This window comes from Actinoplanes teichomyceticus ATCC 31121 (genome assembly GCF_003711105.1).
In the GTDB taxonomy this organism is placed as follows: Bacteria; Actinomycetota; Actinomycetes; order Mycobacteriales; family Micromonosporaceae; genus Actinoplanes; species Actinoplanes teichomyceticus.
In genome coordinates this window covers 4,097,128-4,121,059 of sequence record NZ_CP023865.1, presented here as the reverse complement: position 1 = coordinate 4,121,059, position 23,932 = coordinate 4,097,128, and the positions used below count along the sequence as shown (strand labels likewise).

Here is a 23,932-nt window from a genome sequence, read left to right as displayed (position 1 = left end):
AGGAATCATGACCAGATCTCGATCGGTGCGGGCCGGCGTGGCATCAGCCGCCCTGGTGCTGGCCTCGGCGGCGGTCGCCGTCGCGCGGCCCGCGGACGCCGCGGCGGCCGGCTGCTCGGTGAGCTACGCCGTGTCGTCGCAGTGGCAGGGCGGGTTCGGCGCCAATGTGTCGATCACCAACCTCGGCGACCCGCTGTCCGGCTGGACCCTCACGTGGTCCTACGGCGCCGGGCAGACGGTGACCCAGGCGTGGAACGCGGAGGTGACGCAGAGCGGCTCGGCGGTGACCGCGCGCAACGTGGGCTACAACGGCTCGGTGGCCACCAACGGCACGGTGTCGTTCGGCTTCAACGGGTCGTGGACCGGCAGCAACCCGGTTCCGGCCGGCTTCGCGCTCAACGGTGTGAGCTGCACCGGAACGACCACCCCGTCGCCGTCGGGCCCGTCGGCCTCGCCCTCGACGCCGGGCGGGTCGTGCCCGCTGCCGTCGAGTTACCGCTGGTCGTCGACGGGTGTCCTGGCCAACCCGAAGTCCGGGTGGGTGTCGCTCAAGGACTTCACCACCGTGGTCCACAACGGCAAGCACCTGGTCTACGCGTCCAACGTGGCCGGGTCGTCGTACGGTTCGATGAACTTCACCCCGTTCACCGACTGGTCCGACATGGCGTCGGCGAGCCAGAACGGGATGAGCCAGTCGGCCGTGGCGCCCACACTGTTCTACTTCGCGCCGAAGAACATCTGGGTGCTGGCGTACCAGTGGGGCGCGTGGCCGTTCATCTACCGGACCTCCAGCGACCCGACGAACCCGAACGGGTGGTCGGCGCCGCAACCGCTGTTCACCGGCAGCATCACCGGCTCCGGCACCGGCCCGATCGACCAGACGCTGATCGCCGACGGGCAGAACATGTACCTGTTCTTCGCCGGCGACAACGGCAAGATCTACCGGGCCAGCATGCCGATCGGGAACTTCCCCGGCAACTTCGGCACCTCGTACACCACGATCATGAGCGACTCCACCAACAACCTGTTCGAGGCCGTGCAGGTCTACAAGGTGCAGGGCCAGAACCAGTACCTGATGATCGTCGAGGCGATCGGCAGCCAGGGCCGCTACTTCCGGTCGTTCACCGCCAGCAGCCTGAGCGGGTCGTGGACCCCGCAGGCGGCCAGTGAGAGCAACCCGTTCGCCGGCAAGGCCAACAGCGGCGCCACCTGGACCAACGACATCAGCCACGGCGATCTGGTGCGGACCAACCCGGACCAGACGATGACCGTCGACCCGTGCCATCTGCAGCTGCTCTACCAGGGCAAGAACCCCGCCGCCGGGGGCCCGTACGACCAGCTGCCGTGGCGACCGGGGCTGCTCACCCTGCAGCGCTAGAGCCAACATCGGTGGGGTAGGCCCGGCGCGCTCGGTGGAGACCGAGCGCGCCGGGCCGGTACGTTCGTCCCCCGCAACTCTCGAAATTCTCGCCGCAACTTCCGGGTCCTCCCCGCGCCTCCCTTTGATATCCGGGTTAAGAAAGAACCCCACACGGCGGGGCGGCTCACATAACCGCTGCTCACGATGTGCTGCGCCGCATGTTTCGCTCCTGGTAGTTCCGGAAACATTCCGGAAGCTCTTGTTTCGGTGGCGTTACCCGTGTCAATCTGGCGTGGCATTCAAGTCCATCGCTTCGATTGGGCTGTGCGTTCCCCCGCTTCTTTCGCAGGCATGCGCCGATGTGCCGTGCCCGCGTCCGGAGGCGCAGCCGAGAAGGGAGACCTAGTGACAAGCGGAACCTCCGAGCGCCGGCGATCGTGGCGGACCCGGGCGCTGGTCGCCGGCACCGTCGCGGCCGTCGGGGCGTTCAGCGCCCTGATGGTGATGCCGGACGCGAACGCCGCGGCGAGCACGCTGGGCGCCGCGGCCGCGCAGTCGGGCCGCTACTTCGGCACGGCGATCGCCGCGGGCCGGCTCAACGACTCGACGTACACCTCGATCGCCGCGCGTGAATTCAACATGATCACGGCCGAGAACGAGATGAAGCCGGACGCCACCTCGCCGCAGCGCGGCCAGTTCAACTTCAGCGCCGGCGACCAGATCTACAACTGGGCCACCCAGCGCGGCATGAAGGTCCGCGGACACACCCTGGCCTGGCACGCGCAGCAGCCGAACTGGTGGGGCGGTCTCAGCGGCAGCAGCCTGCGCCAGGCGATGATCGATCACATCAACGGCGTGATGGCCCACTACCGGGGCAAGCTCGCCGCCTGGGACGTGGTCAACGAGGCCTTCAACGAGGACGGCAGCCGGCGGCAGTCCAACCTGCAGGCCACCGGCAACGACTGGATCGAGGTGGCGTTCCGCACCGCGCGCGCCGCCGACCCGTCGGTCAAGCTCTGCTACAACGACTACAACATCGAGAACTGGTCGTACGGCAAGACGCAGGGTGTCTACAACATGATCCGCGACTTCAAGTCGCGCGGCGTGCCGATCGACTGCGTCGGTCTGCAGACCCACTTCACCGGCGGCAGCTCGCTGCCGGGCAACTTCCAGACCACGCTGTCGAGCTTCGCCGCCCTCGGCGTGGACGTGGCCCTCACCGAGGTCGACGTCACCAACGCCGCCACGTCGCAGTACGCCGGCCTGACCCAGGCCTGCATGAACGTTCCCCGCTGCATCGGCATCACGGTCTGGGGCGTGCGCGACAGCGACTCCTGGCGCTCCAGCGAGAGGCCGCTGCTGTTCGACAACTCCGGCAACAAGAAGGCGGCCTACACCTCGGTGCTCAACGCCCTCAACGCGGCCGGCCCGGGCACGTCCTCGCCGACCCCGAGCGACGGCACCGGCTCCCCGTCACCGTCGGACACGCCCGGTCGCACGGGCCGGATCGTCGGCGCCCAGTCCGGCCGCTGCCTCGACGTGCCGAACGCGTCGCAGAACAACGGCACCCGGGTCCAGCTCTACGACTGCAACGGCCAGACCAACCAGACGTGGACGCTCACGTCCAGCCGGCAACTGACCGTGTACGGCAGCAGGTGCCTGGACGCCGCCGGCTCCGGCAACGGCTCGGCGGTGCAGATCTACAGCTGCAACGGCCAGGCCAACCAGCAGTGGAACGTCAACGCCAACGGCACCATCACCGGTGTGCAGTCCGGGCGCTGCCTGGACGTCTGGGGCACCGGCAACGGCCAGCAGGTCCAGCTCTACGACTGCAACGGGCAGGCCAACCAGCGGTTCAGCCTGAGCTGACCGCGGCGAAGCGGTGTGGCGGCGTCACCGGCCCCACACCGCTTCGCCGTGCGCGGGTCGCGGACCGCGCGGGGCGGGCGGCGCCCCCGGACAGCGATCTTCTAGGATGCCCGGGATGCGCGCACCGACCGGATCGCACCGGACCCCGGCGATCCTGCCGTTGCGGGCGACCACCGCGGGCGAGACGCTGGACAGCGCGATCACCCTGTTGCGGCGCCGCGCGCTGCCGCTGCTGCCGGTCGCGGCGCTGCTGGCGGCGGCCGAGCAGGCGCTGCTGGCCCACCTGCGTACGCGCTCCGGGCTGCTTCCGCCGTTCTACCTGCCGGCCGGCGACCTCGGCGGCTGGTGGCGGACCGTGGCGACCGGCCTGGCGCTGGAGGTCGGGATCGTCGCCCTGCTCGGCGCGTACGCGGGAGCGGCCGCCGGCCCGGCCCTGCTCGGCCACGCGGCCGACGGCCGGCGACTGTGGCTACGGACCCGGCCGTGCTCGACCGTCCCGGTCGCGCTGCTGCTGGGCGTGCTGGCCTGGCCGGCCGCGTTCCTCGGCATGGCCGGGCTGCTCGTGCTCGTCGCGCTGTCCGGGCCGGTCACGCCGGTGCTGACGATGGACCGGGTGCGCGGCCCGCTGGCCGCGCTGCGCCGCTCCGCCGTGCTGTGCGCCGGCGCCGGGCTGCGCGTCGCCCGGATCCGGCTGCTCGGCTACCTGAGCTGGCTGGCGATCCGCTTCGCGCTGGGCACCGGCTGGCTGGCGGTCGCCGAACTGGTGCCCGGTCTGCCCGGGGACTCCGGCGCGGCGTGGCGGGACTGGGCGGTGCCGGTCGCGTGGGCGGCCGCGAACACCGTCGCGTACGCCGCGCTGGCCTGCCTGGACGCGGTGCTGCTGGTGGACGCCCGGATCCGCGGCGAGGGCCTGGACATCCTGCTCGGCCGCGTCCGGGCGCACGGCGGGGACGACGCGGCGGCCCTGGTGGTCGCGCGGTGACCCGGGCCTACGACGAGTTCCTCGGACGGCTGTTCGACCGGGTGGCGCCGCAGACCGTGCTGCTGGCCCTGATCGCGCTCACCGGGCTGGTGGCCGCCCTGTGGTACTGGTACCCGGCCTGGCTCCCGCGCCGGCTGCGGCTGCCGCGGATCCGGCTGCCCCGGCCCCGGTTGCGCGGCGTACGCCTGCGGTGGCGCCGGCCCCGATTCCGCGGCGTACGCCTGCGGTTCCGCCTGCCCCGGCGGCGGCGCCGGCCGGCACCGGGGCAGGCGGCGCCGCGCCCCGCCGCGGCCGCCGCGCCGATGGCCGCGCAGCCCGGCATGTCGCCGGCCGACCGGCTCGCGGCGCAGGGCCGCTACGCCGAGGCGATCCGGGAACGGCTGCGCGAGACCGTCGCCGACCTGACCCGCGCCGGAGTGATCGCCCCGCAGCCGGGCACCACCGTGCTGGAACTGACCGCGGCCGCCGCCGCGCGCCGCCCCGCGCTCGGCTCGCCGCTGACCGGCGCGGCCGGCATCTTCTCGGAGATCTGGTACGGCCGGCGGGCCGCCTCGGCCGGGCACGACGACCGGATGCGTACGCTCACCGCCGAGGTGCGCGCCGCCCTCCGGCCCGAGCCGGGGGAGCGGCGATGACGGCCACCGGCGACGACGCCCGGGCCCGGCGCTGGCCGCGGGTCGCCGTGCCGTTCGCGGTCCTGCTCGCGCTGCTCACCGCCACCCTGATCGGGCACGCGAGCCAGCGGCCCGACCCGGCCGACGCCGCGTACCTGTCCCCGCTCAGCGACGCCGGGGTCGGCGCCGGCCGGCTGGCCGCGCGGCTGCGCGAACGCGGCGTGACGGTGGACCGGCAGACCACCGTCACCGGCGCGGTCACCGCGCTGTGGCGCGGCGGCGACCCGGCCACCCTGTTCGTCACCACCCCGGACCTGATCGACCTGGACCCGCTGGGCCGGTACGGCGCGCTGCCCCCGGGCACCCGGGTGGTCGTGGTGGCGCCCCCGGCGCGGGCGCTCGACGGGTGGTCGGTGGCGCTGCGCGACACCCGCTGGACCACCGCGGTCGCCGAGCCGGGCTGCGCCGACGAGGTGGCCGCCGGAGCCGGGCCGGCCGCGGTCCGGTGGCGGCGCTACGACGCGGACGGCGCGGCCACGTGCTACGGCGGCGCGCTGGTGACCGTCACGTCCGGCGGCGTCACGATCACCGTGGCCGGGGCCGCCGACCCGTTCCGCAACGACCGGATCGCCGAGCACGGCAACGCCGCGCTGGCGGTCGGGCTGCTCGCGCGGACCGGCCGGGTCGTCTGGCTCGACCGGCACCGGCGCGAGGCGCCCCCGGAGCCGAGCCCGTCGGCGACCGCCAGCGGGCCGGTCCCGCGGCGCACCGGCGCCTCCACCGGGCCGCCGCAGCCGGCCGGGACCCCGGAGCACACCCGAGACGGCCCGGTCGCGCCGCCGCCGGCGGCGGCCCGGAAGCCGAACCCGCTGGCCGAGGCGTTCCCGGCGGCGCTGTGGGCCAGCCTCGCCCTGGCCGCGCTGGCCCTGCTGGCGCTGGCCGCCGCGGCCGCGCGCCGGCTCGGCGCCCCGGTCGCCGAGCCGCTGCCGTCCCGGGTGCCGGCCAACGAGACCATGCTCGGCCACGCCCGGCTCTATCAGCGGGCCCGCGCCCGCGGCGCGTCGCTGGACATCCTGCGCGCCGGGGCCCGGCGGCGGCTGACCGTCCACCTCGGGCTGCCGGCCGACGCCGGCGTCGCCCGGATCGCCGAACAGGCCGGGCGCGACGCGGACGAGGTACACGGCATCCTCGCCGGTCCCGCCCCGCGCGACGACGCCGAGCTGGTCGCCGCGGCCGTCGCCGTGCGGGCCCTGGTACGCGAGATCACCGGAACCGAAGGAGAACAGCCGTGACCCCCGATGCCCGAGAAGCCCGTGCCGCCCTGGGCCGGCTGCGCGCCGAGGTCGGCAAGGCCGTGGTCGGCCAGGACGCGGTGGTCGGCGGTGTCCTGGTGGCGCTGCTGTGCGGCGGCCACGTGCTGCTCGAAGGGGTGCCCGGGGTGGCCAAGACGCTGCTGGTCCGGTCCCTGGCCACCGCCCTGGACCTGGACACCAGGCGGGTGCAGTTCACCCCGGACCTGATGCCCGGTGACGTCACCGGGTCGCTGGTGTACGACGCGCGTACCGCCGCGTTCAACTTCCGGGCCGGGCCGGTCTTCACCCACCTGCTGCTCGCCGACGAGATCAACCGGACCCCGCCGAAGACCCAGGCGGCGCTGCTGGAGGCGATGGAGGAACGTCAGGTCAGCGTGGACGGCACGCCGCGCCCGCTGCCCGAGCCGTTCCTGGTCGCGGCCACCCAGAACCCGATCGAGTACGAGGGCACCTATCCGCTGCCCGAGGCCCAGCTCGACCGGTTCCTGCTCAAGCTGGTCGTCGCGCTGCCCGAGCGCGACGCCGAGCTGACCGTGCTGCGCGCCCACCACCACGGCTTCGACCCGCGCGACCTCGCGGCCGCCGGGGTCAGCCCGGTGGCCGGCGCGGCCGAGCTGGCCGCCGGCCGGGCCGCCGTGCGCGGCGTCGAGGTCGCCGACCCGGTGCTGGCGTACATCGTGGACCTGTGCCGGGCCACCCGGACAGCCCCGGCGCTGGAGCTGGGCGCGTCCCCGCGGGGCGCGACCGCGCTGCTGGCCGTCGCGAAGGCGCATGCCTGGCTGAACGGCCGCGACCACGTGGTGCCGGACGACGTCAAGGGCTACACCGTGCCGGCGCTGGGCCACCGGGTGCGGCTGCGCGCCGACGCCGCGCTGGACGGGGTGACCGTCGAGGCGGTGCTCGGCGCGGTGCTGGCCGCGGTGCCCGCCCCGCGATGATCACCAGGCGTTTCGCCGTCCTGCTCGCGGCCGGCGTGCCGCTGCCGGCGCTGCTGGGCGCGCCGTGGCTGGCGTTCGCCGCCGTGCTGGTGCTCGCCGCCGCGCTGGCGCTGGTCGACCTGCTCGTCGCCGGTCCGCTGGACGGGCTGCGGCTGCGCCGGGCCGGCGACCGGACGGTGTGGCTCGGCGGCGCCGCCACCACCACGCTCACCGTCGTCAACACCGCCGAGCGCGCGGTCCGGCTGCACCTGCGTGACAGCTGGGTGCCCTCGGCCGGCGCCGGGCCGCTGCGCCACGAGCTGGACCTGGCGCCGGGTGCCGAGCGGGCGGTCACCACCACGCTGCGGCCGACCCGGCACGGGGACCGGCGCGCGGTCCGGGTGACGCTGCGGTCGATGGGGCCGTTCGGGTTGGCGTACCGGCAGCGCCGCCGCGACTGGAACGAGGCGGTCACCCCGCCGTGGACGCTGCGGGTGCTGCCGCGCTTCCCGTCCCGCCGGATCCTGCCGGAGAAGCTGGCCCGGCTGCGGGTGCTCGACGGCAGCGTGGTGGCCCGCGGCCGGGGGCACGGCACCGAGTTCGACGTGCTGCGCGAGTACGTGATGGGCGATGACGTCCGCTCGATCGACTGGCGGGCCAGCGCCCGGCACCAGGACGTGGTGGTGCGCACCTGGCGCCCGGAACGCGACCGGCGGGTGTACTGCGTGCTGGACACCGGCCGCACCTCGGCGGTACGGATCGGCGACGCGCCTCGGCTGGACGCCGCCATCGACGCGGCGCTGCTGCTGGCCGTGCTCGCCGACCGCGCCGACGACCGGGTCGACCTGCTCGCGCTGGACACCGCGGTGCGGGCCCGGGTGGAGGGCGGCGGGCACCGCGCCCGGCTGCCCCGGCTGATCGACGCCCTGGCCTCGCTGGAGCCCGCCCTGGCCGAGACCGACTTCACCGTGCTGGCGCGGGAGCTGCTGCGCCGCGACCGGAAACGCTCCCTCGTGGTGATCTTCACGGCGTTGGACACCGCCCCGATGATCGAGGGGCTGCTGCCGGTGCTGCCCCGGCTCGCCGCCCGGCACCGGGTGGTCGTCGCCGGGGTCCGCGACCCGGCGGTGTCCCGGCTGGCCGCGCTGCCGCCGCACCCGAGGGCCGTGCACGTGCACACGGCCGCGGCGGCCGAGCGGGTGCTGGCCGAGCGCGACCGGGTCCGCGACGTGCTGCGCCGGTCCGGGGCCAGCGTGGTCGACGCCGGGGTGGACACGTTCGCCGGCCGGGTCGCCGATCTCTACCTGCTGCTGAAAGCCTCCGGGCGGCTGTGACCCGCACTCCGGGCCGCGCGGGGACCGGCGTCGTGGACCGGCCCCGCGCGGCCCGGTCCTAGTTCTGCGGCGGCGTGTCCGCGGGCGCCGAACCCCACGCCCGGTCCGGCACGGCCGACCGGGTGTAGACCAGACGACCGCCGTGCTGCACGGCCGAGGCGGGCAGCCAGGCCTTCGTGCGGTTCCGGCCGTCGAGTCGCAGGCTCGTGACGTAGTGGCCCTCGCCGGGCGCCTCGATCGTCAGCGACCTGCCGCCGGCCAGGCGTACCACCGCGCGCGGGAACAGCGGCGTGGTCAGGATCAGCTCGGCCCGGGTCGGCACCGCCGGGTACATCCCCAGGGCGGAGAAGACGTACCAGGCGCTCATCGTCCCGGCGTCGTCGTTGCCGGGGATCCCGCCGGTGCCGTCGCCCCACCGCCCGTCGATGATCGCCCGTACCGTCTCCTGCGTCTTGTACGCCTGACCGAGATAGTTGTAGAGGTACGGGGTCTGGATGTCCGGCTCGTTGGTCGGGTCGAACCTGGTGCTGCTCGTGGCGCTCAGGTCGAACGAGCCGTCGGGCTTGCGGAAGAAGGCGTCCAGCCGCTGGGCCGCCCGCTCGGTGCCGCCCATCGCCTCGGCCAGGCCGAGCACGTCGGAGTAGACCATCCAGGTGTACTGGGCGCTGCTGCCCTCGACGAAGCCGGCGCCGGTGGACGGGCTGAAGCCGGGCGCCCAGGAGCCGTCGGCGTAGCGGTCGCGCATCCAGCCGGTGAACGGGCCGTCCGGCGGGGCCGGGGTGGGCACCGCCGGGTCGGCCAGTTCCAGCTCGCCCAGCTGCACGATGTCCGCGCCGCCGTTGGCGGTGACGTTCAGGCGGTAGTAGCGGTGCGGCTTCGGCTCGGCCACCGTGAACTGCAGGGTCTGCCCGCGCCGGGCGAAGGTCTGCCCGGCACGCGCGTCGAGCACCTCCCAGCCGGCGCCGTCGTCGCTGCCCAGCAGCTCCCAGTCCGCCGGGTCCCGGCCCGGTTCGTCGTTGCCCGAGGTCAGCGCGTACGACGTGACGGTCTGCGGGTCGCGCAGCCGCGCCTGGATCCAGCCGGTGCGGGCGAAGGTCAGCCACTTGGTGCCGCGGTCGCCGTCGAAGGCCCGGGTCCGGTCCTCGGCCGGCGGGTTCTCGCCGCTCGCGGTGACCGTCGTGATCCGTTCCCGGATGTTGTGTGCCAGGCCGGGGTCGGCCTCGGCGTCCGGGTCGAAGACGTTGCGCCAATAATGCGAGCGGTCCAGGAACCTCTGCTGGTTCTCCCGGTCGCCGAGGGCGCCGGCGAGCCGGGACAGCCCGTAGTCGGCGGCGGCGTCCTCCAGGGTCTCCGCGGCGGCGCCCCAGCAGTGGCAGTCGTCGGCCGGGACGTAGCCGAGCCGCAGGTACCGGTCCAGGGACGGGCGCTGGCCGACGCACTCGACGGGGCAACCGGTGTCGCTGGAGTCGTTGGCGGTGGGAACGGTGGCCGCCCGCACCAGGGAGCGGAACGCGCCCTCGACGTCGAAGTCGCGGGCGCCGAACGCGTACATCGCCGCGATGGCCGCCGCCGACGGGTCGCCGGACATCACCGCGGTCTTGCCGTGGATCAGCAGCCAGCGGTCCCACTCCCCGTCGCGCTGGGTGGCGTAGTTGTAGAGCGACTGGGCGAAGTCGCCGGCCATCGCGGGGTCGAGCAGGGCCAGCAACTGCACCTGCGCGCGGTAGACGTCCCAGCCGGAGAACGTGCCGTATTGGGCCCGCTGGTTGCCGGCGAGCGCGTGCCAGACGCCGTCGGCGCCCTGGTAACGGCCGGTGACATCGCTGGTCAGGGTCGGTTCCAGCTGCGCGTGGTACAGCGCGGTGTAGAACGTGCGGCGGTGCGCCTGCGTGCCGCCGCCGATCGCGATCCGGCGCAGCCGGTCGGTCCACGCCGACCGCGCGGCGGCCGCGATCCGGTCGAAGCCACGGTTGCCGCTCTCCGCGGCCAGGTTGGCCCGGGCGCCGTCCAGGCTCACGTACGAGATCGCGACGCGCATACCGACGCTGGTGGTGCCGGGCGCGAAGGTGACGTACCCGCCGGAGCCCCGGCCCGGGCGGGGCCGGCCGTTCGCGCCGTACCCGCTGCCGCCGCTCTCGTCGGTGCCGCCCGGGGTGAGCGTGGCGTCCTTCCACGTGCCGGTGGCCGCGAACGGCTGGTCGAGGACGGCGACGAAGTGCAGGGTGTAGTAGGCGTGGCTGTTGTCGGCGCTCTGCGGGCCGCAGAAGTTGCCGGCGCTGACCGAGCCGGTGACCGTCCGGGTGGCCGGGTCCAGGTGCACGGTCGCGGCCTCGCTGCCGGTCTCCGACAGGGAGGTGCGGAAGAGCAGGCCGGCCGGCCGGTCCGCGGGGAAGGTGAAACGCCCGAAGCCGGTCCGCGCGGTGACGGTCAGCTCGGCGGCGGCCCCGCTGTCCAGCCGTACCGAGTAGTAGCCCGGCCGCGCCGTCTCGTTGGCGTGCGAGAACGTGCTGGCGAACACGGCGTCGGTGGCGTCGGCGGTGGGCGAGGTGGTGATGTCGCCGACCTGCGGCATGATCGGGATGTCGCCGTTGCCGCCGGAGCATCCGACGCCGCTGAGGTGGGTCAGGCTCAGGCCCCGGATCCGGGTCGCGGTGTACTGGTAGCCGCCGGGCGCCGGGGTGGCGAACTGGTTGCCGCGGGAGGTCTGCGGGCTCCACGCCAGCATCCCGAACGGGGTGGCCGCGCCCGGGTAGGTGTTGCCGAGGTTGGTCGTGCCGATGAACGGATCGACGTACGCGACGGGATCGTCGACCAGTGGCGGGGGCGCGGCCCGGGCCGCGGTGGCGCCGATCGGCACGGTGAGGGCGACGGTCAGGAGCATGGCGACGGTACGAGATCGGAGCACGCATCCCCCAGAATGACATCGATGTCAGACGCTTGTCGCAGACAGCATCATTCGATGTACTTCGATGTGTCAACCGGCCGGGGGGCTCCGGTCACCGCCATCGGGATCCGGTGGCGCCGGTTGCCGCTCGGTTCATGATGGCCCGGGCGGCCCCCGCGGCGTGGGTCGATGACCGGATCGCCTGCCGCACCGTCCCGCGCGGCCCGGGTGCCGCACCGTCCCGCGCGGCCCGGGTGCCGCACCGTCCCGCTGAGGTCGGGTGCCGCACCGTCCCGCTGAGGTCGGGTGCCGGGCCGCCCGGCGCAGCGTCCGCGCGTGCCGGCCGGTTCCGCCGACCGCGGCCGGGTCAGGCGGCCGGCAGGTCGGCGCCGTCCGGGTCGGCCGGCCGGCGCCGGTCCGCGATGCGGCCCCAGGCCAGCGCGTACGCCAGGAAGCCGAGCCAGGCCAGCGCGCCGATGCCGATCCGCAGCGCCGCCGGCAACGCCGACGGGGTGACGAACGCCTCCAGCACGCCGGCGACCGCGAGCGCCGGCACCAGCCCGGCCGCGACCACCATGCCCTCCCGCACCCAGGCCACCAGCGACCGCCGCCGGGTCCGCAGCGGTCCCGGCGCGATCCACGCCCAACCCAGCCGCAGCCCCACGCCGGCCCCGACGAACAGGCAGGTCAACTCCAGCAGGCCGTGCGGGGCGAGATAGATCAGGAAGGTGTCCCCGGCGCCCGCGCCGGTCATCATCGCGCCGACCAGGCCGGTGTTGAGCAGGTTCTGCGCGAGCAGGTAGAACACCGGCAGCACGAGCACCCCGGAGGCCAGGCACTGGGCGGTGAGCAGAGCGTTGTTCGTCCACACCTGCAACGCGAAGTTCTCCGCCCGGAACCGGCTGTAGTAGCCGACGAAGTCACGGCTCACCACCCGCTGGACCTCCGCGTCACCGGCGAACAGCGCGATCACCTCGGGGTGGGCGCCGAGGTACCGGATCAGCGCCGCGGCACACGCGACCAGCAGCACCCCGGTCGTCAGCCACCAGCGGCGGGTGCGGTACAGCGCGCCGGGCAGCCGGTACGCCGCGAAGTCGGCGACCGCACGCCAGAAGCCCCCGCCGCGGCCGCGGTGCAGCGCCGAGCGCCCGGCCAGCACCAGCCGGGACAGGTCGGCCAGCAGCACCGGATCCGGGTTGCGGCTGCGCAGCACCGACAGGTGGGTGGCCGCCCGCTGGTAGAGCAGCACCAGCTCGTCCGCGTCGGCCGGACCGAGCGTACGCCGGTTCGCCAGCACCTCCAGCCGATGCCACTCGCCGCCGCGCTCGGTCACGTACGCGTCGAGATCCATCATTGCGCCGCCCCCGCCGTCCGGTCTGCCCGGAGCGTAGCCGACGCGGTGTGCCCGGCCCGGGCCCGGTGGTGTTCACTGTCCGGGTGAGCGTTGCCGTACCCGCCGCCGCGCCCGGTGGGGCGGGCGACCTGGTCACCGCGGAGGCCGTGGCGCTCGACCTGCGCCCGGCCCGGCTCGGTTCCCGGGCGGTCGCCCTGCTGATCGACATCCTGGTGCAGGCGGCGATCGGCGGCTGCCTGATGCTGCTGGCCGGCGTGACCGTCGCGATCCTGCCGGAGCGGGTGGTGGACGACGCGCTGGTCGGCACGGTGTGGCGGGTGCTGATCGTGCTGGTGCTGCTGGCCTACCCGACGATCGTCGAGACCCGGACCAACGGCCGCAGCCCGGGCAAGGCCGCGATGGGCCTGCGGGTAATCCGCGAGGACGGCGGCCCGATCCGGGTACGGCACGCCTTCACCCGCGCCCTGGTCGGCTTCACGGTGGAGTGGCCGGGCCTGCTGCTGCCGTTCGTGACCTGGGCCGGCAGCCTGACCACCATGATCGCCTCAGGCCGGGGGCGACGGCTGGGCGACCTCGCGGCCGGAACCCTGGTCGTGCACGAGCGGCGGCCGGCGCCGTCCCGCTTCGTCCCGGGGATGCCGGCCGACCTGCAGGCGTGGGCCGCGACCGCGGACCTGTCGGCGATCGACGACGAGCTGGCCGGGGCGGTCCGGCAGTACCTGTCGCGCGCTCCGGAGCTGCGCGAGCCGCACTTCGGCACGCTGCAGCGGATGCTCGCCGCCGAGGTCGAGGCCCGGGTGTCGCCACCCCCGCCGGCCGGGACGCCGCCCTGGCTGGTGCTGTCCGCGGTCCTCGCCGAGCGTCGCCGCCGGTACGCGGCCCAGCTGGCGGCCGGCCGGCTGGTCACCGAGCGGGTGCTGCCCGGCTTCGGCCGCCGCCCGCTGCACCCGCCGATCCCGGCGGTCCGCCGCGCCTCCCCGTTGCGGTGAGCCGGCCGGCCACGCCGGTCCCGGCGCCTCGCCGGGTCCGCCGCAGCGGCCCGGTCACCCCACCCGGCAGCCACCACGGGGGCGCGGCGCAGCGCCCGGACCGGTGGCGGTCTCAGCGCCCCCGGTGCCCGGCCGCCGGCGGGCGGTAGCCGGACGCCGCCTCCGCGCCGGTCCAGGCGAGCAGGCAGGCTCTGGCGAGCCGGGTGTCCTCGTGGCCGGGACCGAGCACCTCCTCGCGGTCGGCGACGACCCTGCGCAGCAGAGCCGTCGCGCGGGGCGTGCGGCCCAGATGCCAGTGGCAGGCGGCCAGTTCGGCCCGGGCGGTCAGCGTCTGTGGATGCTTCGGGCCCAGGACCCGTTCGCGCCCGGCGGTGACGATCCTGATCAGTCGGAAGGCGTCGGCGATGCGGCCCGCCGTGGCGTACGCGTTGGCCAGATTGCCCAGCGTGGTGAGAGTGTCGGGATGCGCGGGCCCGAGCACCCGCGTGCGGTCGCCGGCCACCTTCTGCAGCAGCGCGGTGCCCTTCTCGGTCAGTCCGGCGCCGACGTAGGACACCGCGAGGTTGTCCCGGGCCAGCAGGGTGGCCGGATGGTCGGCGCCCAGCAGCTCCTCGTGCTGGGCGAGCACCTGCTCCTCGATCGCGATCGCCTCGCCGAGCCGCCCGGCCCGCCAGTACGAGGTGCCCAGCTGCGAGCGGGTGATGACGGTCTCCCGATGGCGGGCCCCCAGCCGGGTCTCCTGCTCGGCGAGCACGCCCTCCTGCATGGCGATGGCGCGCTCCAGGCGTCCGGAGTCCCGGTACAGGGTGGCCAGGTGCACCCGGGCCTTGAGGGTGTCCGGGTGGGTCGGGCCCAGCAGGTGTTCCCGCTCGGCCACGACCTCTTCCAGCACCCGGACGCCGTCGTCGGTGCGCCCGGCGTACCCGTAGGAGACACCGAGGTTGGCCCGGGCGACGAGGGTGTCCGCCGGCGCGGTGTCCGGCCGCCGCCGGTACTCGGCGATCACCTGCTCCTGCAGGGCGACCGCCTCGGCGTATCGCCCGGCCTGACGGTACGAGGTGGCGAGATTCGAACGGTAGACCAGCACGGCCGGATGATCCGCGGCCAGCAGCCGGGCACAGTCGCCGGCGACCCGTTCCAGCAGCGCGATCGCGTCGGCGGTGCGCCCGGCCTGCCAGTAGACGCCGGCGAGGTTGCCCCGGGCGCTCAGGGTGTCGATGTGCTCGTCGCCGAGCCGGGCTCGTGCCTGCTCGACCAGCCCCTCCCAGTGGGCGATGCCGGGGGTGTGCCGGCCGGCGCGGAACAGGCTGAGGCCGATCAGGGGCACCAGGTCGTGGACGCCGTCCGCCCAGAGCGCCTCGGGGGCCAGGGCCTGCAGGTGCCCGGCGTTGGCCCGCAGCACCTCGCCGAGGTCGTCGGCGCCGTAGTCGTCCTCCGGCCAGATCTCCACGAGCGCGTCGGCGACGGTTCTGGCCAGTCGGTCGGGATCCGTGACGATCGTCTCGCGGGCGGCGCGGGCGGTCAGCGCATGGATGCGTACCGAGCGGGCCGGGTCGGCGCCGGTGTGGTGCAGCAGCCCGTAGCGGTGCAGCAGCCGCAGCGCCCGGTGCGCCTGGTCGGCGGAGACCGGCTCGCCGCGCAGGCTCGTCAGGTGGTCGACGACGGCGTCGGCGCGCCAGAGCGTCTCGGGATGTCCGGCGGGGTCGCAAAGGGCGGCCAGCGCGAGGGCCGGCCGGGCGAGCCCGGCCGGGGACGCCCGGTCGGCGGCTTCCAGTGCGAGCAGCAGGGTCACCGACACCGGCCGGCCGTAGTCGTCCGGGTCGCTGTCGGCGGGCATCAGCTCGGCCAGCCGTTCCCGGCCGCCGGTGAAGCGGGCCAGGTAGGCGCCGCAGGACTCCTCCTCGTTGATCAGGTAGGCGGCGGCGTGCGACAGCGCCAGCGGCAGGTGGCCCAGCGCCTGGGCGAGGCCGGCGACGTCGCCGTCCAGCAGGTGCGCCAGGCCCACCTCGGTGAGCCGCTGGGTCAGGTACGCCTGTGACTCCTGCGGGTCGTAGACGTCGACGTCGATCCGCTGCCGGGAGGCGGAGGCCAGGGCGGCGTCGCGGCGCCGCGTGGTGGCCAGCGTCCAGCCGTTCGGGTGCTGCGGGGGCCACCACCCGGTCACGTCCGCGGGGTCGGCGATGTCGTCGAGCACGACCAGCCAGCTCCGGTCGGTGCCGCGCAGCCAGTCGAGGAACGCCGCGGCGTCGGCGCCCGCATCGGCGCCGTCGGCTCCGGGAGCGCCCACCCGCCGGGCCGCGCGGGCGTACTCGGTGATCACGTGATCGGTGGAGACGGCGGCGACCCACACGACGAGATCGGTGGCGTGCTCGCGGGCGAACCAGGCGGCCACCTGCGTCTTGCCGACGCCACCTCCGCCGGCCAGGATCCGGGTGGCCGGGCGCGCCGGGCCGGGCTGACCGAGAACGACGTCGTCGCCGTGCCGCCGGGCCGTCTCGATCCGCTCGCGCAGCGCCTGCCGGGGCTGGAACGCCGACGCGGCCGGTGGCACCGGCCCGACACGGACCGGCCAGGACACCTGTCGCGGCGCGATCACCACCGTGGCGTTGGTGAACAGCGGGCCGCTGTTGTCGCCGCCGATGCCGATCGCGCCGAGGCCACCGGCCGAGACCTGGGTCCCCGGCTTGCGGAAGCTCACCGCCCGTCCCCGTCGTCGCGGGCGACCCGGGTGCGGATCGGGGCGCGGTTCGCGCCGCCGACCGCGACGGATCCGGGTCCGGCCGCGGTCACGCCCGGCGCCGGTCGCGGCGCCGGGGCCGTCGCGGCCGTGCCGGAGACCTCGGTGGTGATCGCGCCCTCGTTGTCGGCGGCGACCGCGACGGCCCCCGCGCCGGTGGCCCGGGCGGCGCCGGGACGGGCGCTGGGCTGCGCGGGGAACAGGTAGGACGCGCCGAGCGAGGCCAGGGCCACGACCGCCCCGACGCTGCTGGCCACCATGTCGGCCCGCGCCAGCCCGACCCGGACGAGATAGCCGACCAGCGCGATGACGATCACCGCGAACGCCGCGCGCCCGATCCATCTGCCGTGTCGCACCGGCTTGCCACCGCCTCAACCCGAAACGCCGCACCAGGACGCGGCCAGTGTAGAAGCCCGCCGCCGCTGCCCGGGCCGGCCGGCGCCCGGGCCGTCAGGCGTTCAGATACCGGGCGCCGGGCCCGGGCGCCCGGTGCACGGCCTCCGGCGGGAGGTGGCTGTGACCGGCGGCGCACTCCAGCACCACCCGGACCGGTTCCTCGCAGTCCGGACGGTGACGGACGACGACCGAGGGGCCCTCGGGCGTCGGGAGGTGGTCGTCGGCCCACTGCAACAGGGCGATCAGCGTGGGGCGCAGGGCCTGGCCGCGCTCGGTGAGCCGGTATTCGAAACGCCGGCGGTTGCCCGGGTCCCGGTAGGGGACGCGGTGCAGGACCCCGGCGGCCACCAGGGTGTCCAGCCGGGTGGACAGCAGGTTGCGCGCGATCCCCAGGCGGGTCTGGAACTCGTCGAACCGGCGGGCGCCGTCCAGCGCCTCCCGGACGATCAGCAGCGACCAGCGCTCGCCGACCACGGCGAGGGCACGCGCCACCGAGCAGTTCGCCGGATCGATCCGCTGGCTCATGGGCCCGACCCTACCACCTGGGTTGACTTCTTCTACTCAGCGTCCGTAGGCTCCGGATCTGAGTTTAGAAACTAAACCCAGGAGGATGCGATGCCCATGCTCGACGTCTACGTACCGCAGGGGGCGCTGCCGCCCGAGGCGGAGGCGGCGCTGGTCGATCGGCTCACCGCGATCCTGATCCGGCACGAGGGCTTCGACCCGGACGACCCGGTGACCCGGTCGGTCTCGTGGGCGTTCGTGCACCGGCCGGTCGCCGTCCACGTCGGCGGGTCGCCCGCCGACGCGCCGCGCTACCGGGTGGTGCCGTCGGTCCCGGAGGGCCAGCTCGACGCGGCCGCCCGGGCGGCGGTGGTGGCCGAGGTCACCGAGGCCGTCCTGGACGCCGAGGACGGCGCCTGGCCGCGCGACCCCGGCCGGGTCTGGGTCTTCCCGACCGAGATCCCCGAGGGGCACTGGGGCGGGCGCGGGCGGATCACCCCGCTCGCGACCATCCTGGCCCGGCTCACCGGCGACGACCCCGAGCGGGCCCGCGCGCTCGCGGCCGCCCGCATCGATGCCAGCCGGGCCGCGCGGGGCCGGCAGGGCACGGCCGATCCGCGCCGCGAAGGAACCGGCCGCCCGGCCGGGGGTTGACCGGCGGCTGCGGGTCCCGGCCGGACCGGCACGGCGCCATCGCCCGGCCGGGGGTTGACCGGCGGCTGCGGGTCCCGGCCGGACCGGCACGGCGCCATCGCCCGGCCGGGGGTTGACCGGCGGCTGCGGGTCCCGGCCGGACCGGCACGGCGCCATCGCCCGGCCGGGGATTGACCGGCGGCTGCGGGTCCCGGCCGGACCGGCAGGGGCCACCGGCGCCGACCGGGCAGTGGTGTTCCCGGGCGCCGCCCGGGACAAGTACTACGAATCGTGGAACGGCTGCCGAAAGATCCGGCATGGGGTACGTCTTCCGCGGGGTGCGGCGGCATCTCGCCGTCGCCGTGGGTATCGCGGTGCTCGGGGTGCTCTGGTTCGCCTGGTGGTCGGTCACCGGGGCGGGCCCGACGGCGGTCGCGTACGTCTTCATGCCGGCCGGCACCGCGGCGGCCGCCCTCGCCGTCGTCGACATGCTGCGCAGCATCCGGTTGGCCCCGGCGGCCCGCCGCTTCTGGCGCCAACTGCTGGTCGCCTGCCTGTTGCTGACCGCCGGATACGGGTCGCTGGCCGTCGCGGCGTTCCGCAGCAGCCCGGCCTACCCGGCGATGCCGGTCGTCGCGACCGTCACCATCTGTGCCGGCGTGCTGGCGGCCATCTACGCGGTGGCCCGGGTGCCGCTCGGCGTCACCAGCCGGTACGAGCTGCGCCGGCAGTGGCTGGACCGGGCCATCGCCTTCTTCGGCTGCGCCGCCGTCCTCTACCACTTCGGACTCGCCCCGCTGATCTACGGGCGGGGCCCGCGGGACGTGCCGCTCACGCTGACCATCCTGCTGGCATTCCTGCTGGCGACCGGCAGCATCACCAAGGTCTCGTACATCAACGGCGGCCCGGTCGACCGGGTCGCGGTGCGGTTGCTCGCGGCGATGGGGATGACCGGGGCCGTGGTGGCGATGCTCGGCAGCCAGCGCAGCGCCGACTGGCCGGTCGTGGTGCAGGCCCTGGTGCTGCCCGTGGTGCCGGTGCTCGCCGCGTCGGCCGCCCACTGCCAGTGGATCTCCACCGGCGCCGCGCCGCGCCGGCCGAACACCTGGCTGCCGTATCTGGCGGTGGCCGCGGTGCAGGCGCCGGTGGTGGACATGCTGCTGCGCCCGTCCGGCACGCCGCCGCTGCCGGTGGCGGTGGTGGCGATCGCGGTCATCACCCTGGTCATGGTCCGGCAGTACGTGGTGATGCGGGACAACACCCGGCTGCTGGTCGAGCGGCAGGAATCCGAGCGGCGGCTGCGCTACGAGGCCACCCACGACGCGCTGACCGGCCTGGCGAACCGTGCCCTGTTCCGGGAGTGGCTGGATGCGGCCCTGCCCTGCGGCGACGCCACCGTGCTGCTGGTCGACCTGGACGACTTCAAGACCGTCAACGACTCGCTCGGCCACGACATCGGCGACCAGCTGCTGGTCGCGTTCGCCGAGACGCTGTGCGGCGCGGTCGGCGGCGACGGCCGGGTGGTGCGTCTCGGCGGCGACGAGTTCGCGGTGCTGATGACCGGGCCGGCCGGGCCCGGCGACGCGATGGCGCAGCGGATCGTGCGCGCGTTCGACGCGCCGATCAGCGCGCACCAGCTGCTGGTGCACGCCAGCGCCGGGATCGCCACGGCGGCGGCCGGCACCGCGGCGAGCGCCCTGCTGCGTGAGGCCGACGTCGCGCTGTACACCGCCAAGCAGCGCGGCAAGGGCAACTGGGTGCGCTACGCCGACGGCATGGAGCGGTCGGTGTTCGCCGACGCCCAGGTCGGCGGCGACCTGCGCCGGGCCCTGGACGCCGGCGAGTTCCGCCTGGTCTACCAGCCCCTGGTCGACCTGGCGGAGCGCCGGCTGGTCGGCGTCGAGGCGCTGGTCCGCTGGCAGCACCCGGAGCGCGGCCTGGTGTCGCCGGCCGAGTTCATCCCGGCGGCCGAGCGCACCGGCCTGATCGTGCCGCTGGGCCGCTTCGTGCTGCGCGAGACCTGCCGGCAGGCGGCGGCCTGGCTCGCCGAGTTCGGCCCGGACGCGCTGGGCAAGGCCGGGCCCAACGTCTCGGTGCGGCAACTGCACGACCCGGATTTCGTCGCGGACGTACGCGCGGCGCTGCACGACAGCGGCCTGCCGGCCGACCGCCTGGTGCTGGAGCTGACCGAGTCCGCGGTGCTGCGCGGCAAGCAGGTGTCCCGGGTGCTGCAGGAGGTGCACGCGATGGGCGTGCGGCTGGCGCTGGACGACTTCGGCACCGGCGAGTCGTCGCTGAGCCTGCTGCGGGCCTTCCCGGTCGCCCTGGTGAAACTCGACAAGTCGTTCGTCGACGGCATCGAGCTGGGCGAGCCCGGCACGGCGGCGACCACCGCCCGGCAGGCCGTGGCCCGGGCGGTGGTGCAGCTCGCGGACGCCCTGGGCCTGGACACGATCGCCGAGGGCATCGAGAACGAGGAGCAGGCACGGCGGCTGCTGCGGCTGGGCTACACCGTCGGACAGGGCTACCACCTGGGCCGGCCGATGGAGGCCGCGCAGATCACCACCCTGCTCGCGCAGCAGTGCCGGATCGCCGCGGCCTGAGCCGGACCGGGTGCCGGTGGTCTAGGCGACCGTGCGACCGGCGGCTTTCGCCTGCTTGGCGGCGTACATCGCCTGGTCCGCGGTGGCGAGCAGCCGCTCGGCGTCCATGCCGCGGCCGCCGGCCACCCCGACGCTGCCGCGGATCGGCCTGCCGTCGGCCGCGCGCAGCTGGCCCAGTCGCTGCACGAGCTGGCCGGCGACGGTGTGCGCGGCGTCCAGGTCGGTGCCGGGCAGCAGCAGGACGAACTCGTCACCGGCCAGGCGGCACGGCAGATCGCCGTACCCCGCACGGGTGTGCCCGCGCAGCGCCCCGGCTACCTTGACCAGCACGTCGTCGCCGGCGGCGTGGCCCAGGCGGTCGTTGATCTGTTTGAAGCCGTCCAGGTCGAGGAAGAGGACGGCGACCGGATCGGGCGTCGCGCAGTGCGCCCGCAGGGCGCTGGTGAACACCGCGCGGTTGGGCAGGCCGGTCAGCGAGTCGTGCTCGGCCAGTTGCCGCAGCCGGTTCTGCAGCCGGCGCACCCGCTCGGTGCGCCAGGCCAGCACCTCGCCGACGGTGAGATACAGCGGCAGCGTGTAGCTGATCGACGCCAGGTCGGAGCCGGTCGCGCCCTCGGCGATCAACGGCGTCAGATAGGCGGCCGCCAGGTACGGGCTCATCTTCAGGCTGGTGCCGCGCGGCTCGCACAGGCCGAGCCAGAGGAACACCAGGAAGAAGAACATGCCGTACCGGAACGCGTCGTTGCCCGCGGCGACGTTGTGCAGCGCGATGAGCGACATGGCCGAGGGCGCGATCGCCAGCCGGACGAGGCGCGGTATCCGGGCCCACGGCAGCGCCATCGCGGTCAGCCCGCACCCGACCCCGGTCAGCCCGATCAGGAACACCGCGCCGGGCCGGAAGCCGGGCGGGGTGGGCAGCAGGATGGTCACGAACGTGTACAGCCCGCACAGCGTGAAGAACAGGCCGACGGTGAAGCCGCTGACCACGGCCGCGTTGTCGGCGCGCGAGTTCGCCAGGATGCGCCGCACGTACCAGCTCACTCCGCTCCAGATCGGCAGGGTGGGGCGGCGGCTTAGGGGCTCGCCCGGGGTGCGGCGCGGCGTGCGAACACGTGCGCGGCCCAGGCGCTCGCCCGGGGTGCGGGGCGGCGTGCGAACACGTGCGCGGGCGCTGCCCGGCCCGGCGCGCGCCGGGAGAAACCGCATGCCGGGAACCGGCTTCGACGCCGTGCCGCCGAGGGGGCAGGATACGGCTTATGAAGGTATACGAACGGATCGATGGGCGGTTGCGGAGCTTCATCGAGGCGCAGCCGATGTTCTTCGTGGCCACCGCGCCCAGCGGGCCGGGCGGGCACGTCAACGTCTCGCCCAAGGGCATGGCCGGTACCTTCGCGGTGCTCGGCGAGCACCGGGTCGCCTATCTGGATTACCACGGCAGCGGCGCGGAGACGATCGCCCACCTGAGCGAGAACGGGCGGATCACCCTGATGTTCTGCGCCTTCGGTGGGCCGCCGAACATCGTCCGGCTGCACGGCCACGGCCGCGCGGTGCCGGTCACCGCGCCGGAGCACGCCGAGCTGCGGCGGCTGTTCGACGCGCCGCCGGACACCCACGGCGTGCGGGCGGTGATCGACGTCGCGGTCGAGCGGGTCAGCGACTCCTGCGGCTACGCGGTGCCGCTGATGTCCTACCAGGGTGACCGGGACCTGCTGATCCGGTCGCACGAGCGGCGCACCGACGCGGACCTCGCGGAATATCGCCGGGTGAAGAACGGCGTCAGCATCGACGGCCGGCCGATCTTCGCCGGGAGCGCGCCCGAGGGCTGACCCGGGCGCCGAGGTCAGCGGTTCGCGGCCGTCCGCTCGACGGCGGCCGGGTTCCGCGGCGGCGGCGTGACGCCCCGCCAGCGCTGGCTGGCCCGGTAGGCCAGGGCGCGGGCGCCGTGCAGGCGGCCGGTCGGGTGCAGGTCGGCCGACGCGTTGCGGATCGGGTCGAAGGCCAGCGCCGCGTCCCGCCGCGGGGACAGCACGCCGTCCAGCGACAGCCGGCCGAACGGCTGCACCCGGCCGCCGCGCACGACGTGCAGCAGCAGGCCGGCCCCGCCCCGGCCGGCCGCGTCGGTCACCGACTCCAGGGTGCGGCCCAGCGGCGCGCCGGCCGGGTCCGGGCCGGCCAGCAGGTACAGCTTCGCGCCGCCGGCCCGGTACGCGGTGATCGAACCGTACGTCGTGTCGAACGTGCGGCGCGGCATCGGCACCCGGCGGCCCCAGCGCCCGGCGGCCACCGTGGACAGCAGCAGATCCGTCGGACGGCCCGGCCCGGGCACCCGGACGGCGACCCCGCGCACGTCGGCCCGGCCGCCCCGGGTGCCCAGCCCCTTGGACAGCCGGACGGTCACCCGGTGCCGGGCCGGCCGGTCGATCAGCTCCGAGCCGACCGGGCCGGGGCAGCCCCACACCTGCAGCTCGCCGGTCAGCGAGCAGCCGAGCGGGTGCAGCGAGCGCTGCCGGCGCGAGCGGGCCAGGCGCACGGCGGCGGCCGCCGCCACACCAGCACCGAGCAACGGGATCATCCTCATGCGAGCCGCTTACCCGCCGGCCCGGACGGTAATCGCCCACGGACACCCGGCCGCCGCCCGGCAGATGATCCTCTGCGGCGCGTCCGGCGCCGGCCGCGGCGCTCAGCAGGTGGGCTGGGCGCCGCCGGCCGGGGTCCAGTACATCGAGCCGCCCTGGAACATCTGGTACCGGCCGCCACCGCCCGGGGTGTCCGTCTCGTCCGACACCGGATAGCGCAGGCAGCTGCGCTCCCAGCCCATCGCCGCCCACCGTTCGCGGATCCCGCCGTAGACGGTGTGCGCGCCGGTCGCCGGCGTCCAGTAGATCGAGCCGCGTTCGAAGTGGTTGTAGCGGCCGACGCCGTCCGGGGTGGTCAGCTCGTCGGTGAGCGGGAAGCCGTAGCCGCGCTCCCGGCCGTACTGGGTCCACTTGTCGCGGATCGCGCCCCAGACGATGTGCGCGCCGGTCCGCGGATGCCAGTAGATGTCGCCGCCCCGGAACGACTCCCACCGCCCGCCGCCGGCCGCGTCCGTCTCGGTGCCGTTGGGGCAGCCCAGCGGGCCGTTCTGCGCGCCGGCCTGCAGATACCGGTCCTCGATCGCGCCGTAGACCAGGATGCCGCAGTGATAGCTGCCCTCGCCGGCGTACGCGGGCGAGGCCGCGACCGGCGCGGTCGTCGCCGCGATGCCCACCATGACCGTGGCCAGCGCGCGAAGCGCCGCACCGGTCCTGCGCCGTGTGCCCATCGTGTCCCCCCGAAAGTCCGATCGGTCAGTTTCCGCTGGGCCAGGCGTATCACTCCCGATCCCAGAGGGGCGGACGTTCGGCGGCACGACGGCGGGGACGTCGGGCAGGAGTGACCGATCGGCCCGGACACCCTGACCG

The 23,932-nt window shown here is 75.1% G+C and carries 19 protein-coding genes; 11 read left to right on the top strand and 8 right to left on the bottom strand.

Features of this window, described 5'->3' with window-relative positions:
• Positions 1–7: 7 nt before the first annotated feature.
• The 7 genes from ACTEI_RS18170 to ACTEI_RS18140 all read left to right on the top strand — a co-directional run bounded on the left by ACTEI_RS18170 (position 8) and on the right by ACTEI_RS18140 (position 8,389).
• Positions 8–1,378: a non-reducing end alpha-L-arabinofuranosidase family hydrolase gene (locus tag ACTEI_RS18170; RefSeq protein ID WP_122978743.1), complete on the top strand. Its 1,371-nt coding sequence runs from the start codon at positions 8–10 to the stop codon at positions 1,376–1,378.
• Between the two features lie 480 nt (positions 1,379–1,858).
• Entirely contained in the window at positions 1,859–3,229 is a 1,371-nt protein-coding gene (locus ACTEI_RS18165) for an endo-1,4-beta-xylanase (protein ID WP_239082389.1), read from the top strand.
• A 115-nt stretch (positions 3,230–3,344) separates the two neighbouring features.
• Positions 3,345–4,211 (top strand): hypothetical protein, encoded by an 867-nt coding sequence (locus tag ACTEI_RS18160; protein WP_122978742.1) that lies wholly within the window; start codon positions 3,345–3,347, stop codon positions 4,209–4,211.
• Positions 4,208–4,846 carry a DUF4129 domain-containing protein gene (locus ACTEI_RS18155; RefSeq protein ID WP_122978741.1) on the top strand — a complete coding sequence of 213 codons (639 nt, stop codon included), beginning with the start codon at positions 4,208–4,210 and terminating at the stop codon, positions 4,844–4,846. Before ACTEI_RS18160 ends, ACTEI_RS18155 begins: the two co-directional genes overlap by 4 nt.
• Complete coding sequence (locus tag ACTEI_RS18150; protein WP_122978740.1) at positions 4,843–6,117, top strand: DUF4350 domain-containing protein; 1,275 nt, start codon at positions 4,843–4,845, stop codon at positions 6,115–6,117. Before ACTEI_RS18155 ends, ACTEI_RS18150 begins: the two co-directional genes overlap by 4 nt.
• Complete coding sequence (locus tag ACTEI_RS18145) at positions 6,114–7,076, top strand: AAA family ATPase (protein ID WP_122978739.1); 963 nt, start codon at positions 6,114–6,116, stop codon at positions 7,074–7,076. The genes ACTEI_RS18150 and ACTEI_RS18145 overlap by 4 nt, the downstream gene beginning before the upstream one ends.
• A complete protein-coding gene (locus tag ACTEI_RS18140) occupies positions 7,073–8,389 on the top strand; it encodes a DUF58 domain-containing protein (RefSeq protein WP_187645946.1) in 1,317 nt (438 codons plus the stop codon). The genes ACTEI_RS18145 and ACTEI_RS18140 overlap by 4 nt, the downstream gene beginning before the upstream one ends.
• A gap of 58 nt (positions 8,390–8,447) precedes the next feature.
• Here the strand turns inward: ACTEI_RS18140 and ACTEI_RS18135 are convergent, their stop codons facing one another.
• Positions 8,448–11,270 carry a GH92 family glycosyl hydrolase gene (locus tag ACTEI_RS18135; protein ID WP_122978738.1) on the bottom strand — a complete coding sequence of 941 codons (2,823 nt, stop codon included), beginning with the start codon at positions 11,268–11,270 and terminating at the stop codon, positions 8,448–8,450.
• Between the two features lie 370 nt (positions 11,271–11,640).
• Positions 11,641–12,627 (bottom strand): stage II sporulation protein M, encoded by a 987-nt coding sequence (locus ACTEI_RS18130; protein ID WP_239082378.1) that lies wholly within the window; start codon positions 12,625–12,627, stop codon positions 11,641–11,643.
• Between the two features lie 83 nt (positions 12,628–12,710).
• Here ACTEI_RS18130 and ACTEI_RS18125 point away from each other — a divergent pair, with 83 nt between their 5' ends.
• A complete protein-coding gene (locus tag ACTEI_RS18125; RefSeq protein ID WP_122982233.1) occupies positions 12,711–13,616 on the top strand; it encodes an RDD family protein in 906 nt (301 codons plus the stop codon).
• A 112-nt stretch (positions 13,617–13,728) separates the two neighbouring features.
• Here the strand turns inward: ACTEI_RS18125 and ACTEI_RS18120 are convergent, their stop codons facing one another.
• From ACTEI_RS18120 to ACTEI_RS18110, 3 genes are all read right to left on the bottom strand, one after another.
• Entirely contained in the window at positions 13,729–16,314 is a 2,586-nt protein-coding gene (locus tag ACTEI_RS18120) for a tetratricopeptide repeat protein (RefSeq protein ID WP_239082379.1), read from the bottom strand.
• A complete protein-coding gene (locus tag ACTEI_RS18115) occupies positions 16,311–16,709 on the bottom strand; it encodes a hypothetical protein (RefSeq protein ID WP_122978737.1) in 399 nt (132 codons plus the stop codon). The genes ACTEI_RS18120 and ACTEI_RS18115 overlap by 4 nt, the downstream gene beginning before the upstream one ends.
• 94 nt (positions 16,710–16,803) lie before the next feature.
• A complete protein-coding gene (locus ACTEI_RS18110; RefSeq protein WP_122978736.1) occupies positions 16,804–17,274 on the bottom strand; it encodes a winged helix-turn-helix transcriptional regulator in 471 nt (156 codons plus the stop codon).
• 90 nt (positions 17,275–17,364) lie between these two features.
• On the opposite strand from ACTEI_RS18110, the gene ACTEI_RS18105 reads away from it, so the two are divergent.
• Positions 17,365–17,907: a Tautomerase enzyme gene (locus ACTEI_RS18105; protein WP_187645947.1), complete on the top strand. Its 543-nt coding sequence runs from the start codon at positions 17,365–17,367 to the stop codon at positions 17,905–17,907.
• A 296-nt stretch (positions 17,908–18,203) separates the two neighbouring features.
• Positions 18,204–20,489, top strand: a complete 2,286-nt coding sequence (locus ACTEI_RS18100) for a putative bifunctional diguanylate cyclase/phosphodiesterase (RefSeq protein ID WP_122978735.1) — start codon at positions 18,204–18,206, stop codon at positions 20,487–20,489.
• Positions 20,490–20,510: 21 nt separating this feature from the next.
• Here the strand turns inward: ACTEI_RS18100 and ACTEI_RS18095 are convergent, their stop codons facing one another.
• Complete coding sequence (locus ACTEI_RS18095) at positions 20,511–21,530, bottom strand: GGDEF domain-containing protein (protein ID WP_239082380.1); 1,020 nt, start codon at positions 21,528–21,530, stop codon at positions 20,511–20,513.
• A 215-nt stretch (positions 21,531–21,745) separates the two neighbouring features.
• Between ACTEI_RS18095 and ACTEI_RS18090 the strand changes: the two genes are divergently transcribed.
• Positions 21,746–22,315 (top strand): pyridoxamine 5'-phosphate oxidase family protein, encoded by a 570-nt coding sequence (locus ACTEI_RS18090; protein ID WP_122978733.1) that lies wholly within the window; start codon positions 21,746–21,748, stop codon positions 22,313–22,315.
• 14 nt (positions 22,316–22,329) lie between these two features.
• On the opposite strand, the gene ACTEI_RS18085 is transcribed toward ACTEI_RS18090, so the two are convergent.
• Both ACTEI_RS18085 and ACTEI_RS18080 read right to left on the bottom strand, forming a co-directional pair.
• Positions 22,330–23,067 carry a hypothetical protein gene (locus tag ACTEI_RS18085; RefSeq protein ID WP_145831038.1) on the bottom strand — a complete coding sequence of 246 codons (738 nt, stop codon included), beginning with the start codon at positions 23,065–23,067 and terminating at the stop codon, positions 22,330–22,332.
• Between the two features lie 102 nt (positions 23,068–23,169).
• A complete protein-coding gene (locus tag ACTEI_RS18080; protein WP_122978731.1) occupies positions 23,170–23,793 on the bottom strand; it encodes an LGFP repeat-containing protein in 624 nt (207 codons plus the stop codon).
• Between the last annotated feature and the right edge of the window lie 139 nt (positions 23,794–23,932).

Coding starts and splice junctions, on each gene's coding strand:
- ACTEI_RS18170 (WP_122978743.1), top strand. CDS start 8: ATGACCAGATCTCGATCGGTGCGGGCCGGCGTGGCATCAGCCGCCCTG.
- ACTEI_RS18165 (WP_239082389.1), top strand. CDS start 1,859: ATGGTGATGCCGGACGCGAACGCCGCGGCGAGCACGCTGGGCGCCGCG.
- ACTEI_RS18160 (WP_122978742.1), top strand. CDS start 3,345: ATGCGCGCACCGACCGGATCGCACCGGACCCCGGCGATCCTGCCGTTG.
- ACTEI_RS18150 (WP_122978740.1), top strand. CDS start 4,843: ATGACGGCCACCGGCGACGACGCCCGGGCCCGGCGCTGGCCGCGGGTC.
- ACTEI_RS18140 (WP_187645946.1), top strand. CDS start 7,073: ATGATCACCAGGCGTTTCGCCGTCCTGCTCGCGGCCGGCGTGCCGCTG.
- ACTEI_RS18135 (WP_122978738.1), bottom strand. CDS start 11,270: ATGCTCCTGACCGTCGCCCTCACCGTGCCGATCGGCGCCACCGCGGCC.
- ACTEI_RS18130 (WP_239082378.1), bottom strand. CDS start 12,627: ATGATGGATCTCGACGCGTACGTGACCGAGCGCGGCGGCGAGTGGCAT.
- ACTEI_RS18110 (WP_122978736.1), bottom strand. CDS start 17,274: ATGAGCCAGCGGATCGATCCGGCGAACTGCTCGGTGGCGCGTGCCCTC.
- ACTEI_RS18105 (WP_187645947.1), top strand. CDS start 17,365: ATGCCCATGCTCGACGTCTACGTACCGCAGGGGGCGCTGCCGCCCGAG.
- ACTEI_RS18100 (WP_122978735.1), top strand. CDS start 18,204: ATGGGGTACGTCTTCCGCGGGGTGCGGCGGCATCTCGCCGTCGCCGTG.
- ACTEI_RS18090 (WP_122978733.1), top strand. CDS start 21,746: ATGAAGGTATACGAACGGATCGATGGGCGGTTGCGGAGCTTCATCGAG.
- ACTEI_RS18085 (WP_145831038.1), bottom strand. CDS start 23,067: ATGAGGATGATCCCGTTGCTCGGTGCTGGTGTGGCGGCGGCCGCCGCC.
- ACTEI_RS18080 (WP_122978731.1), bottom strand. CDS start 23,793: ATGGGCACACGGCGCAGGACCGGTGCGGCGCTTCGCGCGCTGGCCACG.